Origin of the sequence: Sulfitobacter sp. (genome assembly GCF_039977885.1) — a bacterium.
In the GTDB taxonomy this organism is placed as follows: domain Bacteria; phylum Pseudomonadota; class Alphaproteobacteria; order Rhodobacterales; family Rhodobacteraceae; genus Sulfitobacter.
The window spans coordinates 683,029-698,003 of the sequence record NZ_JBDWCI010000020.1 but is presented as its reverse complement, the minus strand read 5'-3'; the positions used below and the strand labels follow the sequence as shown (position 1 = coordinate 698,003).

Below are 14,975 nucleotides of genomic sequence, written 5' to 3'. Positions count from 1 at the left end.
GAAAAATACAATAAACGACTTGAGGCGATAGGCAGATGAAAAACCCCCTTCGCGCATTGATACTTGTACTGCTGCTGTCCAGCTGTGGTGGGTCCGCGACGACCCCTCCACGAGATCTGGATAACGCATGTACGATTCTCAAACAGCGCCCCGATTATCACAGAGCGTTCAAAGCCACAGAGCGGAAGTGGAACGTACCGATTCACGTCCAGATGGCCACGATCCATCAGGAAAGCAAATTCGTCGGCGATGCGCGCACGCCTTTCCGCTATGTGCTTGGCGTGATTCCGATGGGACGCCAGTCCAGCGCGTTCGGCTATAGTCAGGCGCTGGATGCGACATGGGATGAATACCTTGTCGCCGAACGTCGTCGCGGTGCGCGACGCGACCGCATCAAGGACGCGACCGACTTTATGGGCTGGTATATGAACACCACGCGCCAGCGGAACGGAATTGCCCTGACCGATGCGCGCAACCAATACCTTGCCTACCACGAAGGACATACCGGTTACCGCAACGCCAGCTACAACAAAAAGCCGTGGCTGGTCGGTGTCGCAGGCAAGGTCGAAGCACGTGCATTCATGTACCAACGGCAAATCGCAGCCTGTCGCCTGAGATAGTTTTCAGCAAACACCCGAAACAAGACCAAGGTCAGGCCTGCAAGCGCCTGACCTTTTCTTTATAAAGCTGCGGCTTAGCGCTTACTCACATCAAACAGGTTGTTGGACAGGTTACCGCCCTTTTTCAACTCCCCCAAAACCACGGTTGTCTGGCTGCCATTGCCATCGTTGATGATCCATTGACGCAGCTCGGCTGAAGGGCCGGTAAACTTCATCTGGATATTGCCATATTGCGGGTTTTCAGGGTCTTGCGCGGTAACTGTGGTGGCTGTTCCGTCATAGGAATGACCTGTCACCATTTTCGCCTGATTGAGATTCACATTCCGCGCCAGAATGATCGACAATGGCGTTTGCGACAATGGGTAGGTCGTCGGCGGCTGGTTTGATTTGGTATCGTAAATGACGACGGTGTTCGCCCCGGCAATAACCAGACCGGTGTCGGGTGCGTTATACTCGAACCGTACGCGACCGGGGCGTTTGATGTAGATCGTGCCGGTCGAGATCGTCCCGTCACTGTTGATCTGGGTGAAATCCCCTTGGGCGGTTGTCAATGAATTGAGATAGCTGCTGATCTGACCCAATGGCAATTTATCGGCCATGGCAGCCGTTGCGCTGATGGCCACTGCTGTCACCACGGTGAGGGCTTTCAAGATTCGCATTTGATGTTTCCTGTATCTTTATTGATCGTCACTGTCCCAACATAGGGCGTCTTGCGTTGATATACGATATCACCGCGCAAATAGAGCACTGAACAGCCAATCGGGAACCAATAGGCCGCTGGGCCGTTTTGGTCATGAATTGGAAAAAAACAACAGGAGCTTTATTATGACCGAAGCATTTGTATCCGGCCTTGATGACCAGACACGCCACAAGATGATTGACCTGCTCAACGAGCGGCTCGCCGATATGGTCGCGTTGACCCTTGCTGTAAAACAGGCCCATTGGAACCTGAAAGGCCCCGGCTTTATCGGCGTTCACGAGCTGTTGGATGATGTCGCCGATCGTATGCGCGAAAGCGCCGATCTGATGGCGGAACGCGCTGTGATTATGGGCGGCCATGCCAAAGGAACCGCCGAAGAAGCCAGTGCAAAAACCACGATTGAGCCCTACCCGCTTGAGCTGGTGGACATCGACGGCCACATCTCGGCCTTGACCGACCGTTTCAAGAAAACCGGCGCGCTTGTGCGTGAAGCGATCGAAAAAGCATCCGATGCAGGCGATGCAGATACCGAAGACCTGTTCACCGAAGTCAGCCGTACGCTGGACAAGGATGCGTGGTTCATCGGCTCCAACGCCAAAGTGTAACAAAAAATGGCTCCCCTCTGAGCAGGGGAGCCATTTTCACGAGGTTGCCAGCGGGGGAGGTTAGCCCTGCTCTGGCACCAGTATTTCGCGTTTGCCCACGTGGTTCGCAGCCGAGACAAGACCTTCGTCTTCCATTTGCTCGACCAAACGCGCCGCTTTGTTATAGCCGATCGCAAGTTTACGCTGGATGTACGACGTTGAACATTTGCGGTCCTTGATGACCACTTGCACAGCAGTATCATAAAGCGCGTCTTCGCCGTCGGTATTGCCGCCAGTGTTCAGACCAAGAACCGCGTCAATGTCGCTTTCCTTGCCTTCCGGCGGCCCCTCAACCACGCCCGATACATAGTCAGGTTCGCCGAATTGTTTGAGGTGATTGACGATTTCCTCGACTTCTTCATCACTGACAAACGGCCCGTGCGCGCGCACGATCTTTGACCCGCCCGCCATATACAGCATATCGCCCATACCCAGCAGCTGCTCGGCACCCATTTCACCCAGAATGGTGCGGCTGTCGATTTTGCTGGTCACCTGGAACGAAATCCGCGTGGGGAAGTTCGCCTTGATCGTGCCGGTGATGACGTCCACGGAGGGGCGCTGTGTGGCCATAATCAGGTGGATACCGGAGGCACGTGCCATCTGTGCCAGACGCTGGATACAGGCCTCGATCTCTTTGCCTGCAACCATCATCAGGTCAGCCATCTCGTCCACAATCACAACGATATAGGGCAGCTTTTCTGGTGTGTTCTCTTCCGTCTCAAAGATTGGCTCGCCGGTATCGTCGTCGAAACCTGTCTGCACAGTACGTGAGAACATCTCGCCTTTGGCCAGCGCCTCTTTTACGCGGCCGTTATAGCCTTCGATGTTGCGCACGCCCATTTTGGACATCTTGCGATAGCGGTCTTCCATCTCGCCCACGGTCCATTTCAGCGCAACAAGCGCCTTCTTGGGGTCCGTCACAACAGGCGACAGCAGATGCGGGATGCCGTCATAGACGCTAAGTTCAAGCATCTTGGGGTCGATCATGATCATCCGGCATTCTTCCGGCGTAAGCTTGTAAAGCAAGCTCAGGATCATGGTGTTGATCGCAACAGATTTACCCGAACCGGTTGTACCGGCGATCAGCAGGTGGGGCATCTTGGCAAGGTTGGCCACCACAGGTTCGCCACCAATGTCCTTGCCCAGCGCCAGCGGCAGGTTCTGGTTACCATCGCCAAAGTCGCGGCTGCTGAGGATTTCACGCAGAACAACTTTTTCGCGGTTCTCATTCGGCAGTTCGATCCCGATCACACTACGGCCCGGCACGGTGGACACGCGCGCGGAAAGCGCAGCCATAGAGCGGGCAATATCATCCGCCAAACCGATCACGCGGGAGGCCTTGAGACCGGGCGCAGGTTCCAGCTCATACATGGTGACAACGGGACCGGGACGTACGGCGACGATCTCACCTTTGACGCCGTAATCATCCAGTACGGTTTCCAACATGCGCGCGTTTTCTTCGAGCGCTTCGTCGCTCAGGTGCAGACGCGGCACATCATCTGCGGATTCCAACAGGCTAAGCGGCGGCAATTCGAACCCCGGGTGCGAGTCGTCAAAAGACAAGGCGGGCTGTGCTTCGGCCTGAGCTTGCTTACTTTGCGGGACCGGCTTGCGCATCATCGGCATCACCACGCGTTTTGGCTCTGCTACCGGGATTTGCGGCGCAGCAACAGGGGCCGCCACAGCAGGGGAGGGGGCAACTGGTGCAGCCATAGGTGCTTCGACAGCAGCTACATGGGCCTCTTCGACCACCTCAGCAGGCTCGGCAAAGATGTTCACTTCGTCCGCCTCATAGGTGCTGTAGGCTTCAGGCGCGTAGGTCTCTGTCGGCGCGGGCTCGTCATAAACGGGCGCAGGTGGGGCCGTCGGGATCGCACGCGCCGTGAGCGGTGGCTCAACCGGTCGTGGAGCCGCTGCAGCAGCCGTCAAAGGAGGCTCGGCGCGGGTCGTGTTCAGAACAAGCGGATCAGGTCCGCGCCCACGGCCACGGGTCAACGGCGCCGTCGTTGGTGTATGGGCGGCATTTGTTGTGCGCACGCGGTTTTTGATCACATCCGAAATTTTTGTTTTGATACGGTCAGCATCAGGTGCCTGCTCTGGCTCGGGAGCATAGGCATTTTCCACAAGCTCGGCCTCTGGCATCACGTCCGGCCGTTTGATCAGGCCCGGCATACGCGCCAGCAGGCTGCTTTTACTCTCGGCTTCGACCTCGGGCTCGGCGTAGTCCTCAAAGACCTCTGGCGCGGGCTCTTGAAGTGGTGCCGGGCGGGCACCGAAAATCCGTGGCGTGCGCGCAGCCTCGGGTGCTACTTGCAACTCTGCCGCGGCCTGCTGCTGGGCAAATTCGGTTTCTGCACGGCGCGCTTCACGGCGCTGTAGCTGCTTGGCTTGCAGTCCTTGCGCGGCACCCAAAGCACCTGAAGCACCACGGCCCAGAAGTGTCATCAGCAACGCGTAGGCCATAATCGTGCCAACCAGCAAGAAACGCCCAAAGCGCGACAGCTCGTCCCGGGTAAACCCCAGAACAAATGCGCCCAGAACCAAAATGCCGACGCCCATCAACAACGACATCAGCTTTACCGTAAAAGTTGATCCGATCGGCAGAACCGTCAGGATCACACCCATGATCGTATCACCGAACAGGCCACCCAAACCAAAGTTATGGGTTTGCAGCCATTCGGTACCGGGAGTGAGCGTAGCCGCATAAATCGCCCCCAACGCCATCGCGATCGGCGCGAAAATCACACGCCCCATTGCGCGCTCTTGGCCACTATGCAACGCAAAACGCAGACCCCAGACCAGCAGCACAACCGCCAGCCCCCATGCGCCCCAGCCCACAATCATGAACAATGGCGCAGCAAGCGATGCACCAATGCGGCCTAGCCAGTTTTGCGCAGGCGCATCTGTGGCCAACATCCAGTTCGGATCATCAGGGGTATAGCTTGCGATCATCATGGCTGCCATCACGCCCAAACCAATCAGCACAAGACCCAGCAATTCCTTGCCGCGTTTCTCCAGTGCTTCTGAGGTGGTGCTGTCTAGCAGCGGCTCGCGCCCGCGTGTCTGATATGCCATAACTCGTCCCTCTTTATACCGCATAGAGACAGTCGTGGATGGCCTGAAGCCCCCGCTCTGTCTCTTCTTTGGAGGCCACAAGGGCCGCTCTTATATATTTTTTGCCCGGATTTTCTGCTCCGGGAACATCTTGGGCAAGGTAGCCGCCGGGCAGAACCTTTACGCCCGTCTCACGCCACAGCTTCACGGCGGCGGCCTCGTCGTCCTCGACAGGTAGCCACAAAAAGAACCCGGCCTCGGGGCTCATGTAGCCCGGCACATTGCCAAAGATACGATCAGCGATTTCAAATTTCTCGGCATAAAGCGCACGGTTCTCGATCACGTGGTCTTCGTCTTCCCACACAGCAGTGGCGGCGGCCTGTAGCGGCAACGGCAAGGGCGAGCCGGCATAGTTGCGCAACTGCTTGATCTCGCGGATTGCCTCAGGGCCTGACGCCACAAACCCCGAGCGCAAGCCCGGCAGGTTTGAACGTTTGCTAAGGCTGTGGAAAATCACCACACGGTTGAGCTCTGCACCCATTTGGTGCGCAACCTGCAACGCGCCCACAGGCGGCGTGCTGCGGTAGATCTCGGAATAGCATTCATCCGCGAAGATGCGGAAATCATGTTTCTCGGCAAGACGGATCAGGTCTTCCCAATATTGCGCGGTGGCCACGGCACCCTGCGGGTTCGCAGGCGAACAAATATAGACGGCAACGGTACGGTCCAGCGTCGCGGCGTCCACCGCATGGAAATCAGGCAAATGTCCTGTCGCTTCGGTCGCGTTCACCATGACAGGGTCGCATGCACCCGAAATCGCGCCGATCATATAGACCTGATAAAAGGGGTTCGGCATCAGGATCGCCGGCTTTTGGCCATTCTTTGTCTCGGGGCACAGGGCGATAACGGCATTATACAGCCCCTCACGGGTCCCATTGAGCGCCATCACATTGGCATCCGCATCCATCGGCACGCCGTAGCGCCGCGTAATCCACGCGGCAATTGCTGCGCGCAACGCAGGAGAGCCTTCATTAGGGGGATAGCTGTTAAATCCGACTGCATTGTCGGTGATCACGTCAGTGATCCAAGCCGGAAACACATGTTTCGGCTCGCCGATTGTCATTTGGATCAGGGGACCACCGCCCTCATACACATCAAGAAGTGTACGCAAACGTGGCCACACGTGAGCCGGAAGGTTCGAAAACCGCTCAGGAAAATTCATTGTAACTGCCTCGGATCGGGATCGTTATCGCCCCGTTTGTTCCAAGGTAGCTTATATCGCCATCCGGCGTCTAGGAAAATTCCGGCCTATCTGTTCGGCTTGTGGCATTTTCGCCCTCTAAGCCAATGCAGCCTCTGCAGCGATGCCCAAACGCAACAAAGCGGTGTCGAAACCGGGTGCTGCCGTCATCATCAAACCGCAGCTTGGCGTGTCTGTCGGCAATGTCAGCCCGCATAGCCCCAGCAGGTTGCCAATACGGGTGTTTTGCAAAGCCAACAGGTTTTCGGAAACGTAATATTCGGTATCGCTGTTCAGCCGATCCAGATTGGGTGGCAGGATAGCCGAGGACGGAGCCAGTACCGCGTCATAGCCCGCCGTCGCTGCATCATAGGCTGCACGCGCCGCGTCAAGCTTGGCCCATGCTGCGACATAATCGGGCCCAGAAAAACCGCGCCCAAGGCGGAAACGGCCCAGAATTTCATTATACATCTTTTCCGGTGCTGCCTCGATGACGTCACGCCAAAGGCCATATGCCTCGGAAGTGACGAGCGGGCCGGAAACATCAAGCGCATCCTGCACGGCCTGTACCTCGATAACATCGATGATTGCGCCTGCCGCCTCCAACTTGGCCACGGCACGGTTAAAGGCCGCTTTGGGTACTTCGCGTGTGCCTTCCATCATTACGGTTTGCATGATCGCGAATTTCCGGCCCTTCAACAAAGCTCCGCGCAGGTCAGGCACCTTGCTACCCTCCAACGCTGCAGTCAGCAGGCCCGCGTCTTCGACCGAACGGCACAGCGGGCCGATGGTGTCGAATTTCAGGGCAAGCGGCACCACCCCTTCAAGAGTGAGGCGGCCATGGGTTGTCTTTAGCCCTACCAGATCATTCCACGCCGCCGGAATACGTACCGACCCGCCCGTATCCGAGCCGATACTGGCCGCAGCCAGACCAAACGCCACCGAAGCCGCAGAGCCGGAAGATGACCCGCCCGGCACAGCCTCTGCATCATTCACACAAGGCGGCGTAGCGGTAGAGGGATTATAACCAAGGCCGGAAAAGGCCAGCTCGCTCATATGCACTTTGCCAAGGCAGACCAGCCCTGCCGCCGTTGCGTTTTGCAACACCACCGCGTCGCGATCCGGCACACGGCCTTCAAGCAGCTTGCTGCCTGCCTCGGTGGCAATTCCGGCCGTATCAAAGAGATCCTTCCAACTGATCGGCACGCCATCCAGCGCAGAAAGACGCTGACCTGCCTGAGCACGCTTAGCTGCGGCTTGTGCTTCGGCGCGGGCCCGGTCGGTAGTCACGCGGGCATAAATACGGTCACGCAGCGGATGGGCGTCAATCGCAGCAAGATAGGTCTCACACAGGGCCACCGGATCAATTTCGCCGGCATCAATGCCACGCCCCAAATCCGCCGCTGTCATCATGAGCCAATCTTGCATTGTGCATTCTCCTGCATATGTTTTTGGGAGGGTAGCGGCGCTTCGGCGCATGGACAATCCCTCGCTACCCGCCATATTGAGAGTTATGAGTTTTGATACCGATATCGCCATTATTGGCGGCGGGCTGAACGGCCCTGCCCTCGCACTTGCATTGGCCGCCAATGGTCTGCGCGTGACTGTCATCGACGCGCTACCCGCAGCGCCCCGTATGGATGATGCTTTTGACGGGCGGTCCTATGCGCTCGCGCTCACCTCTGTGCGGATGCTCGAGGCGATCGGCATCTGGGAACAGGTCGCAGACCACGCGCAACCCATGCTTGAGATCAAAGTCACCGATGGGCGCGCAGGCGAAGGCCCCTCGCCGTTTTTCATGCATTTCGATCATGCCGAAATCGAGGAAGGCCCGATGGGCCATATGGTGCAGGACCGACACCTGCGCCGCGCCTTGATGGACGCGGTAGACAAGGCCGGGACCATTACCGTTTTGGACGGCCACGAGGTTATTGCCCAACAGGCTGATGGTGCGGGCATCACACTCACGTTGGCTGGCGGCAAAGACATACGCGCACGGCTGTGTGTGGGCGCGGATGGACGCAGCTCCGGCACGGCACAACGTGCAGGGATCAAGCGCACTGGCTGGGCTTACGGCCAGACCGCGCTTGTATGCGCCGTGGCCCATGAGCAGCCACATAACGGGATTGCCCATCAGTTCTTTATGCCGCCCGGCCCACTGGCGATCTTGCCACTGACCGGCAATCGCAGCTCTATCGTCTGGTCCGAAAGCACTGAAAATGCTGCGCGTATCCATGCGTTGCCCGACGCCGAATATCTTGATGTTCTCCGGCCGCGTTTTGGTGATTTTCTGGGTGAAATCACGCTGGCCGGTGCACGCTATACCTACCCGCTCAGCCTATCACTCGCCCATGAGATGATCGCTCCGCGTGTGGCGCTTGTCGGTGATAGCGCACATGGCGTGCACCCCATAGCGGGACAAGGGCTGAACGCCGGTTTCCGCGATATCGCCGCACTAAGTGAGGTGATCGTTGATGCGCAACGACGCGGCGAGGATTTCGGTGCGGGGGTGGCTCTTGCGCGCTATCAAGAATGGCGGCGGTTCGACAATACCAGTCTAGCACTGGCCACCGATAGCTTTAACCGCCTGTTTTCGAACGACAACGCGCTAATACGAATGGCACGGGATATCGGTATGGGCGTTATATCTGCCCTGCCCGCCTTGCGACGCGGGTTCATCCGCGAGGCCGCAGGGCTGAACGGCGATTTGCCACGCCTTATGCGTGGCCTGCCGCTTTAGCGCGCCTCAATCCAGAATACGCGCTTCGTCTATCAGCATCACAGGAATGCCGTTGCGAATAGGATAGGCCAGATTGGCCGTAGGCGAAACGAGCTCCTGCTTTTCAGCATCATAGCGCAGCGTTTGCTGGCTGCGCGGGCAGATCAATGCCTCCAGCATCCGGCGGTCAAATACGACGGTTGTATCGGTCATTGCATTGCGTCTCCCTCACTACCGCCGCGCAGGGCGTATTCGATCAAGGTCACCAAAGTTTCGCGCCGCGTGCTCAGGCTCGGCGCTTCGAGCAGAGCTTGCTTATCCTCGGAATCGAAATCAAGCATCATAGATAGCGAATTTATCAACAGCTCGTCATCCGCGTCTTTGAGTGTTTCCCAATCAGCAGACAGGCCCTGCACCTCAAAATAGCGGCTTAGGGCATCCAGAAACGGCTTCCGCTTGAAGCCCGCATCGGTTTCCTCGGCTTCCAGATCCTGATGGAAACCGTCCCACGACACTTCGCAGCGGCGATAAGGGGTAAAGCCTTCTATCTCGCGCATCACCCGGTAGCGCGAAATACCGGCCAGCGTGATCATATACCGCCCGTCCTCTGTTTCAGAGAATTGTGTAATCCGGCCGGCGCAACCAATGGTTTGCAGGCCCGTACCATCCCGCCCCGGAACGACATTGGGCTGCACCATACCGATCAAACGGGTGCTGGTTTTCAACGCGTCCTCGATCATCTGCAAATAACGCGGCTCGAAAATATGCAGCGGCAATCGGGAACGCGGCAACAGCAGTGCCCCGCCCAGCGGAAAAATCGGTATCGTGTCGGGCAGGTTTGCTTGTTTTATCATACGCTCCAAGTAGCGCTTGGATGCCATCAGGCAAATATCATTGAACTTAATTTACGGCGACCACCCAAGACCACGGGATCGTTGGGCTTTAGCGCGTCAAAGATCGTGAAAAGCTGGGTTTTGGCAGCGCCATCGTTCCATTCGCGGTCCCGTTTGAACAGCTCTAACAACTGGTCCACGGCCGCCGCGGCATCGCCATTGGCATAAAGCGCTTGGGCAAGATCAAAACGGGCCTGATGATCATCCGGATTTGCATCCACAGCAAGGGTCAGATCAGCGACGGGACCGGCATCTGCTGCTTGGCGCGCAAGCTCCAGCTGTGCATGGGCCGCTTCCAGTTCAGGAGATTTGGAAATCTCGATAGGCGCACCATTGAGCAGACCTTCGGCCTGATCCAGATCACCCAGCGCAATATGCGCCCGTACCATGCCGCCATAAGCCCCTGCGTGCATCGGGTCCTCACCAAGGATCGCGGCAAAGGTTTGTGCCGCATCATCCGCCTGCCCTTCGGCCAGCATTTCTTCTGCAGCATCTACAGCATCATTCAATGTATCCGCAGGCGCTTCGCCGCCAGCAGCCTTGATCACGCGGTTGATGAATTCCCCGATCTCGGATTGTGGCAACGCGCCTTGAAAACCGTCGACAGGCTGCCCCTTCCAAAAAGCATAAACCGTCGGGATCGACTGGATTTGCAACTGCCCTGCGATCATCTGTGCTTCGTCCACATTGATCTTAACCATCTTGACTGCACCCTTGGCGGCAGTGACAGCGGCCTCCAGCTGTGGCCCAAGGGTTTTGCAAGGACCGCACCACGGGGCCCAAAAATCCACGATAATCGGCGTGGTTTGTGATGCCTCTACAACATCGGCCATAAAGCTGGCTTCGGTCGTGTCCTTGATCAGATCATCTGCAGGAGCGGCAGCGGAGAGGTTGAGGTCCATCATGTAGTCAGTCCTAATATACGGGTTAGCGCGGTTGCTCTTTATATGAGGTGCAACGCGCCTGTTTCAAAGAGCCTTAAGCTCAAACATCAAAAGTTGCAAAAACCGGCGCATGATCCGATGGCTTTTCCCAACCGCGCGCATCGCGCAGAACGCGGCTGCTGTGGGCCGCAGTGGAAATGTCTGGGGTCGCCCACACGTGGTCCAACCGACGTCCTTTGTCGGCTGCATCCCAATCTTTGGCGCGATAGCTCCACCAGCTATAAAGAAGCCCCTCGGGGATATCCTGACGGGTGATGTCCACCCATTTGCCTGCGTCCTGGGTTTGCGCCAATGCCTCGACTTCGATCGGGGTGTGGCTCACTACTTTGAGCAGCTTTTTGTGATCCCAAACATCATCCTCGCGCGGAGCGATGTTCAGATCCCCTACCATGATGGATTTTTGCGGTGCCTCGGCATGGAAAAAATCACGCATCTGCGATAGGTAATCGAGCTTTTGACCGAATTTTTCATTCACCTCGCGGTCGGCCACATCGCCACCGGCAGGAACATAAAAGTTATGAACGGTCACCCCATTAGGCAGCTTTGCCGCCACATGACGCGCATGGCCAAGCTGGGCAAAATCATGGGCGCCTGCAGGCTCTAACGGCAGCTTGGACAGGATCGCGACGCCATTATAGCCCTTTTGGCCCTCTGCGACCATGTAACGGTAACCCAGCTCCGTGAAGGCCTCCATCGGGATTTTATCGACAGGGCTTTTGCATTCTTGCAGGCACAACACATCCGGGCCTTCTTCGGCCAATAGCTTGCACACGATCGGCTCGCGCAGGCGGACCGAGTTGATGTTCCATGTGGCGAGGGTGAAAGGCATATCCGAGCTCCTGAAGATTTCGCGCCACTTTAACCTGCTATGCAGGCGGCAACCACCGAAATGCGGGCAAAAAAATGCCGGGCACTAAGGCCCGGCAAGTCCAACAGGGAGGTAGAGTGATATTTAACCCGTCACTCGAATTCGGGTTCAACCGGAGGGGAACTCATGAAAAACACCCTTCCTTCTGACTAGTAACACCTAAGCATTAAAAAAAGTTCCAACACCTAGATCATTAAACGATACCCACCGGATTCAGTCACCAACAGGCGTGCGTTAGAGGGATCAGGTTCGATCTTTTGACGCAAGCGATAAATGTGGGTTTCCAGCGTGTGCGTGGTAACGCCTGCGTTATATCCCCACACTTCGTGCAACAGCACATCGCGCGGCACAACACCTTCAGAACTGCGATGCAGGAACTTGAGAATGTTGGTCTCTTTTTCCGTCAAACGGACCTTTTTATCGTCTTCGGTGATGAGCATCTTCATCGAAGGCTTGAAGGTATACGGCCCCAATTGGAAAATCGCGTCTTCGGATTGTTCGTGGGTACGCAGCTGGCTGCGGATACGCGCCAGAAGCACCGGAAATTTGAACGGTTTGGAGACGTAATCATTCGCCCCAGCATCCAGACCCAGAATGGTATCGGCATCGCCATCTTGCGCGGTCAGCATCATAATCGGGCTTTTGATCCCCTGCTTGCGCAGCAGGCGGCACAGCTCGCGACCATCGGTATCTGGCAGGCCGACATCAAGGATCAAAAGGTCATAGATCATCTCCTTGGCGCGAATCATGGCGTTTGCACCATCCGCGGCCTCGAAAACATCAAAGTCTTCGGTCATGATGAGTTGCTCACTCAGCGCCTCGCGCAGGTCATCATCATCATCGACAAGTAGAATTTTCTTGAGCTGTCCCATTCGTATCCTCCGATTTGTTGCATTAAAGATATGGATATGACCCTGCGGAGCAAGGGGCACAGCCGACTTCTCACGGCCGCGTGTCATGAATACGTTCAAATGTTTCAATTTCGGCGACCATGGCCTAAATAACATCTAAGTTATCATGATAAGTTGTAACAAACATTATGTCGTTCTCCCCCGACCTTTCCGAAACGCTCGCCCGCGCACGGGCCGATTTGCGCATGGGCGTACCTGTTATACTGGGTGAGTTACTGGTTCTGTCGGCAGAAACACTGACCGAAAGACGGCTTGCGGATGTCATGGCGCTGGACGGGGAGACTGTGCTGGCCATCACCGCACGGCGGGCACAGACGCTCAAGGCGCATGCCTATGACGGAGAGCTGTCCCGCATTGTGCTACCTGCCGATGTCACGGTGAAATGGGTGCACGGTGTGGCCAACCCTGCGGATGATCTGGCTGTACCGATGAAGGGTCCGCTTGTCGCGGCGCGGGGCGGGTCAGCGACAGCGCATGCCACAGCGATTGCGCTGGTAAAATCGGCGCGGCTATTGCCTGCGATTGTTACGGCCCCTCTAGAGGCTGCGCATGCTTTTGCGCAGACACATGGCCTGACCTACATAGATGCCGCCGCCGCCGCGCGCTATCTGGAGGAAAACAGCCCGCTGCATTCTGTCATCCACGCCCGGCTGCCTATTGAAGTATCCGAAGCCGGACGGCTGCATATCTTTCGCCCCGAAGATGGCGGTGAAGAACATTACGCGATTGAAATCGGCCGTCCGGATCGCAGTGCGCCTGTATTATGCCGCCTGCACTCGGCCTGCTTTACCGGTGATGTCATGGGCAGCTTGAAATGCGACTGCGGCCCGCAGCTGCACGCCGCACTGGCGCAGATGGGTGCCGAAGGGCACGGCGTTCTTTTATACCTCAATCAGGAAGGCCGCGGGATCGGGCTTGCCAATAAGATGCGTGCATACTCATTGCAGGATCAGGGTTTTGACACAGTCGAGGCCAATCACCGCCTCGGGTTCGAAGACGACGAACGGGACTTTAGACTAGGGGCCGATATTCTCAAGACGATGGGATTTTCGCAGGTCCGCCTGCTGACCAATAACCCCCGAAAGGTCGACATGATGAACCTGTGTGACGTGAGCGTCGCCGAGCGTGTGCCACTGGCAGTGGGCGAGAACCGCCATAACACCGCCTATCTGGCAACCAAGGCCGCAAAATCAGGGCATTTGTTATGACGCCGGATGACATGGTGCTGACGCCACAAGGGCTTCGGTTTCAGGGGCAGCTTTGGCCCTGCGCCATTGGAAAAGGCGGCATACAGACCAACAAACGCGAAGGCGATGGTGCAACGCCGCGCGGGGTGCACCGCATTGTCGGGATCCTCTACCGGCCTGACCGGATTGCAAAGCCGACCTCATGGGCCATGCCGATTGGCCCGCTTGATCTGTGGTCGGACGATCCGGCAGACCGCGACTACAATATGATGGTCCGCGCGCCCTATGCGCCCAGCCATGAGCGGCTGCGCCGCGCTGACCCGCTGTATGATCTGGTCATTCTGACCGATTGGAATTGGCCCTATGCGGTCAGTGGTCGAGGCTCGGCGATTTTTCTGCACCAATGGCGCAGGCCGGGATACCCGACCGAGGGCTGCATTGCCTTTTCGCGCGCGCACCTACACGCGATTGCGCCGCGCATTACCTATGGCACGCGGCTCATCGTTGGCTAACCCGCCACGCGTTCCCCGAAAATAGCAGAGCCTACACGGACATGGGTCGCGCCCAAGGCGATGGCTTTTTCAAAATCGCTGCTCATCCCCATGGATAGACCGCTCAACCCATTTCGGGCGGCGATTTTGGACAGCAATGCGAAATGCAACGCAGCTTCTTCATCCACTGGCGGAATGCACATCAATCCGCGCACCGGCAGGTCCAGCGCCTGACATTCGGCAATAAAACCATCCGCATCACGCGGAAAAACACCCGCCTTTTGCTCTTCTTCGCCGGTATTCACCTGAATAAAGAGATCCGGACAACGGCCCAGCTCTTGTGCGAGCCGCGCAAGCGTTTTGGCCAACTTCGGACGGTCGAGGGTGTGAATCGCATCGGCAAGCTCCATTGCCTGACGGGCTTTGTTCGTTTGCAAAGGGCCGATCAGGTGCAGCTGAACGCCATCGAACCGCGTGCGAAAATCAGGCCACTTCCCCGCCGCTTCCTGCACTTTGTTCTCGCCAAAGACACGGTGCCCTTCCTCGAGAACATCGACAACCCGCGCGTCCGGTTGCACCTTACTGACCGCAATCAGCGTCACGGAGCCCGCTTCGCGCCCCGCGCGTTCTTCGGCTTTTGCAATTTTTGTGGTGATCTCGCGCAGTGTCATAGGCAGGCTCCTTTTGTCTGAGCCTAGAAATAA

At 57.2% G+C, this 14,975-nt stretch carries 15 protein-coding genes; 5 read left to right on the top strand and 10 right to left on the bottom strand.

The genetic code is table 11. From position 1 onward, the window contains the following. Nucleotides 1–35 precede the first annotated feature (35 nt). On the top strand, nt 36–620 hold the full coding sequence (locus ABJM03_RS17075) for a lytic transglycosylase (RefSeq protein ID WP_348419048.1): 585 nt from the start codon (nt 36–38) through the stop codon (nt 618–620). Between the two features lie 74 nt (nt 621–694). Here the strand turns inward: ABJM03_RS17075 and ABJM03_RS17070 are convergent, their stop codons facing one another. Next, nucleotides 695–1,279: an outer membrane lipoprotein carrier protein LolA gene (locus tag ABJM03_RS17070; protein ID WP_348419047.1), complete on the bottom strand. Its 585-nt coding sequence runs from the start codon at nt 1,277–1,279 to the stop codon at nt 695–697. Between the two features lie 166 nt (nt 1,280–1,445). Here ABJM03_RS17070 and dps point away from each other — a divergent pair, with 166 nt between their 5' ends. Further along, complete coding sequence (gene dps / locus ABJM03_RS17065; protein WP_348419046.1) at nt 1,446–1,925, top strand: DNA starvation/stationary phase protection protein Dps; 480 nt, start codon at nt 1,446–1,448, stop codon at nt 1,923–1,925. 60 nt (nt 1,926–1,985) lie between these two features. Here the strand turns inward: dps and ABJM03_RS17060 are convergent, their stop codons facing one another. The 3 genes from ABJM03_RS17060 to ABJM03_RS17050 form a co-directional block, all read right to left on the bottom strand. Further along, complete coding sequence (locus ABJM03_RS17060; RefSeq protein WP_348419045.1) at nt 1,986–5,039, bottom strand: DNA translocase FtsK 4TM domain-containing protein; 3,054 nt, start codon at nt 5,037–5,039, stop codon at nt 1,986–1,988. 13 nt (nt 5,040–5,052) lie between these two features. After that, entirely contained in the window at nt 5,053–6,240 is a 1,188-nt protein-coding gene (locus tag ABJM03_RS17055) for an aminotransferase class I/II-fold pyridoxal phosphate-dependent enzyme (RefSeq protein ID WP_348419044.1), read from the bottom strand. A gap of 117 nt (nt 6,241–6,357) precedes the next feature. Then, nucleotides 6,358–7,686 (bottom strand): amidase family protein, encoded by a 1,329-nt coding sequence (locus tag ABJM03_RS17050; RefSeq protein ID WP_348419043.1) that lies wholly within the window; start codon nt 7,684–7,686, stop codon nt 6,358–6,360. A gap of 85 nt (nt 7,687–7,771) precedes the next feature. Between ABJM03_RS17050 and ABJM03_RS17045 the strand changes: the two genes are divergently transcribed. After that, a complete protein-coding gene (locus ABJM03_RS17045) occupies nt 7,772–8,998 on the top strand; it encodes an FAD-dependent monooxygenase (protein WP_348419042.1) in 1,227 nt (408 codons plus the stop codon). Nucleotides 8,999–9,004: 6 nt separating this feature from the next. Here ABJM03_RS17045 and ABJM03_RS17040 read toward each other — a convergent pair whose 3' ends face one another. The 5 genes from ABJM03_RS17040 to ABJM03_RS17020 form a co-directional block, all read right to left on the bottom strand. Further along, nucleotides 9,005–9,190, bottom strand: a complete 186-nt coding sequence (locus ABJM03_RS17040) for a Trm112 family protein (RefSeq protein ID WP_348419040.1) — start codon at nt 9,188–9,190, stop codon at nt 9,005–9,007. After that, nucleotides 9,187–9,831 carry an LON peptidase substrate-binding domain-containing protein gene (locus ABJM03_RS17035; RefSeq protein WP_348419039.1) on the bottom strand — a complete coding sequence of 215 codons (645 nt, stop codon included), beginning with the start codon at nt 9,829–9,831 and terminating at the stop codon, nt 9,187–9,189. Before ABJM03_RS17035 ends, ABJM03_RS17040 begins: the two co-directional genes overlap by 4 nt. 26 nt (nt 9,832–9,857) lie before the next feature. Then, on the bottom strand, nt 9,858–10,775 hold the full coding sequence (locus ABJM03_RS17030; protein ID WP_348419038.1) for a co-chaperone YbbN: 918 nt from the start codon (nt 10,773–10,775) through the stop codon (nt 9,858–9,860). A gap of 79 nt (nt 10,776–10,854) precedes the next feature. Then, complete coding sequence (locus tag ABJM03_RS17025; protein ID WP_348419037.1) at nt 10,855–11,643, bottom strand: exodeoxyribonuclease III; 789 nt, start codon at nt 11,641–11,643, stop codon at nt 10,855–10,857. Nucleotides 11,644–11,867: 224 nt separating this feature from the next. Continuing rightward, a complete protein-coding gene (locus tag ABJM03_RS17020; protein ID WP_348419036.1) occupies nt 11,868–12,554 on the bottom strand; it encodes a response regulator transcription factor in 687 nt (228 codons plus the stop codon). A 167-nt stretch (nt 12,555–12,721) separates the two neighbouring features. On the opposite strand from ABJM03_RS17020, the gene ribA reads away from it, so the two are divergent. Together ribA and ABJM03_RS17010 are read left to right on the top strand one after the other, a co-directional pair. Next, a complete protein-coding gene (gene ribA / locus ABJM03_RS17015; RefSeq protein WP_348419035.1) occupies nt 12,722–13,801 on the top strand; it encodes a GTP cyclohydrolase II in 1,080 nt (359 codons plus the stop codon). Beyond that, entirely contained in the window at nt 13,798–14,292 is a 495-nt protein-coding gene (locus ABJM03_RS17010; RefSeq protein ID WP_348419034.1) for a L,D-transpeptidase family protein, read from the top strand. The genes ribA and ABJM03_RS17010 overlap by 4 nt, the downstream gene beginning before the upstream one ends. On the opposite strand, the gene ABJM03_RS17005 is transcribed toward ABJM03_RS17010, so the two are convergent. Beyond that, nucleotides 14,289–14,942: a YggS family pyridoxal phosphate-dependent enzyme gene (locus ABJM03_RS17005; protein WP_348419033.1), complete on the bottom strand. Its 654-nt coding sequence runs from the start codon at nt 14,940–14,942 to the stop codon at nt 14,289–14,291. The genes ABJM03_RS17010 and ABJM03_RS17005 overlap by 4 nt on opposite strands. Nucleotides 14,943–14,975 lie beyond the last annotated feature (33 nt).

Excerpts from the sequence above, each read along its gene's own strand:
- ABJM03_RS17040 (WP_348419040.1), bottom strand. The coding sequence starts at position 9,190 with ATGACCGATACAACCGTCGTATTTGACCGCCGGATGCTGGAGGCATTG.
- ABJM03_RS17020 (WP_348419036.1), bottom strand. The coding sequence starts at position 12,554 with ATGGGACAGCTCAAGAAAATTCTACTTGTCGATGATGATGATGACCTG.
- ABJM03_RS17070 (WP_348419047.1), bottom strand. The coding sequence starts at position 1,279 with ATGCGAATCTTGAAAGCCCTCACCGTGGTGACAGCAGTGGCCATCAGC.
- ABJM03_RS17025 (WP_348419037.1), bottom strand. The coding sequence starts at position 11,643 with ATGCCTTTCACCCTCGCCACATGGAACATCAACTCGGTCCGCCTGCGC.
- ABJM03_RS17010 (WP_348419034.1), top strand. The coding sequence starts at position 13,798 with ATGACGCCGGATGACATGGTGCTGACGCCACAAGGGCTTCGGTTTCAG.
- ABJM03_RS17045 (WP_348419042.1), top strand. The coding sequence starts at position 7,772 with ATGAGTTTTGATACCGATATCGCCATTATTGGCGGCGGGCTGAACGGC.
- ABJM03_RS17075 (WP_348419048.1), top strand. The coding sequence starts at position 36 with ATGAAAAACCCCCTTCGCGCATTGATACTTGTACTGCTGCTGTCCAGC.
- ribA (WP_348419035.1), top strand. The coding sequence starts at position 12,722 with ATGTCGTTCTCCCCCGACCTTTCCGAAACGCTCGCCCGCGCACGGGCC.
- ABJM03_RS17055 (WP_348419044.1), bottom strand. The coding sequence starts at position 6,240 with ATGAATTTTCCTGAGCGGTTTTCGAACCTTCCGGCTCACGTGTGGCCA.
- dps (WP_348419046.1), top strand. The coding sequence starts at position 1,446 with ATGACCGAAGCATTTGTATCCGGCCTTGATGACCAGACACGCCACAAG.
- ABJM03_RS17035 (WP_348419039.1), bottom strand. The coding sequence starts at position 9,831 with ATGATAAAACAAGCAAACCTGCCCGACACGATACCGATTTTTCCGCTG.
- ABJM03_RS17060 (WP_348419045.1), bottom strand. The coding sequence starts at position 5,039 with ATGGCATATCAGACACGCGGGCGCGAGCCGCTGCTAGACAGCACCACC.
- ABJM03_RS17030 (WP_348419038.1), bottom strand. The coding sequence starts at position 10,775 with ATGATGGACCTCAACCTCTCCGCTGCCGCTCCTGCAGATGATCTGATC.
- ABJM03_RS17050 (WP_348419043.1), bottom strand. The coding sequence starts at position 7,686 with ATGCAAGATTGGCTCATGATGACAGCGGCGGATTTGGGGCGTGGCATT.
- ABJM03_RS17005 (WP_348419033.1), bottom strand. The coding sequence starts at position 14,942 with ATGACACTGCGCGAGATCACCACAAAAATTGCAAAAGCCGAAGAACGC.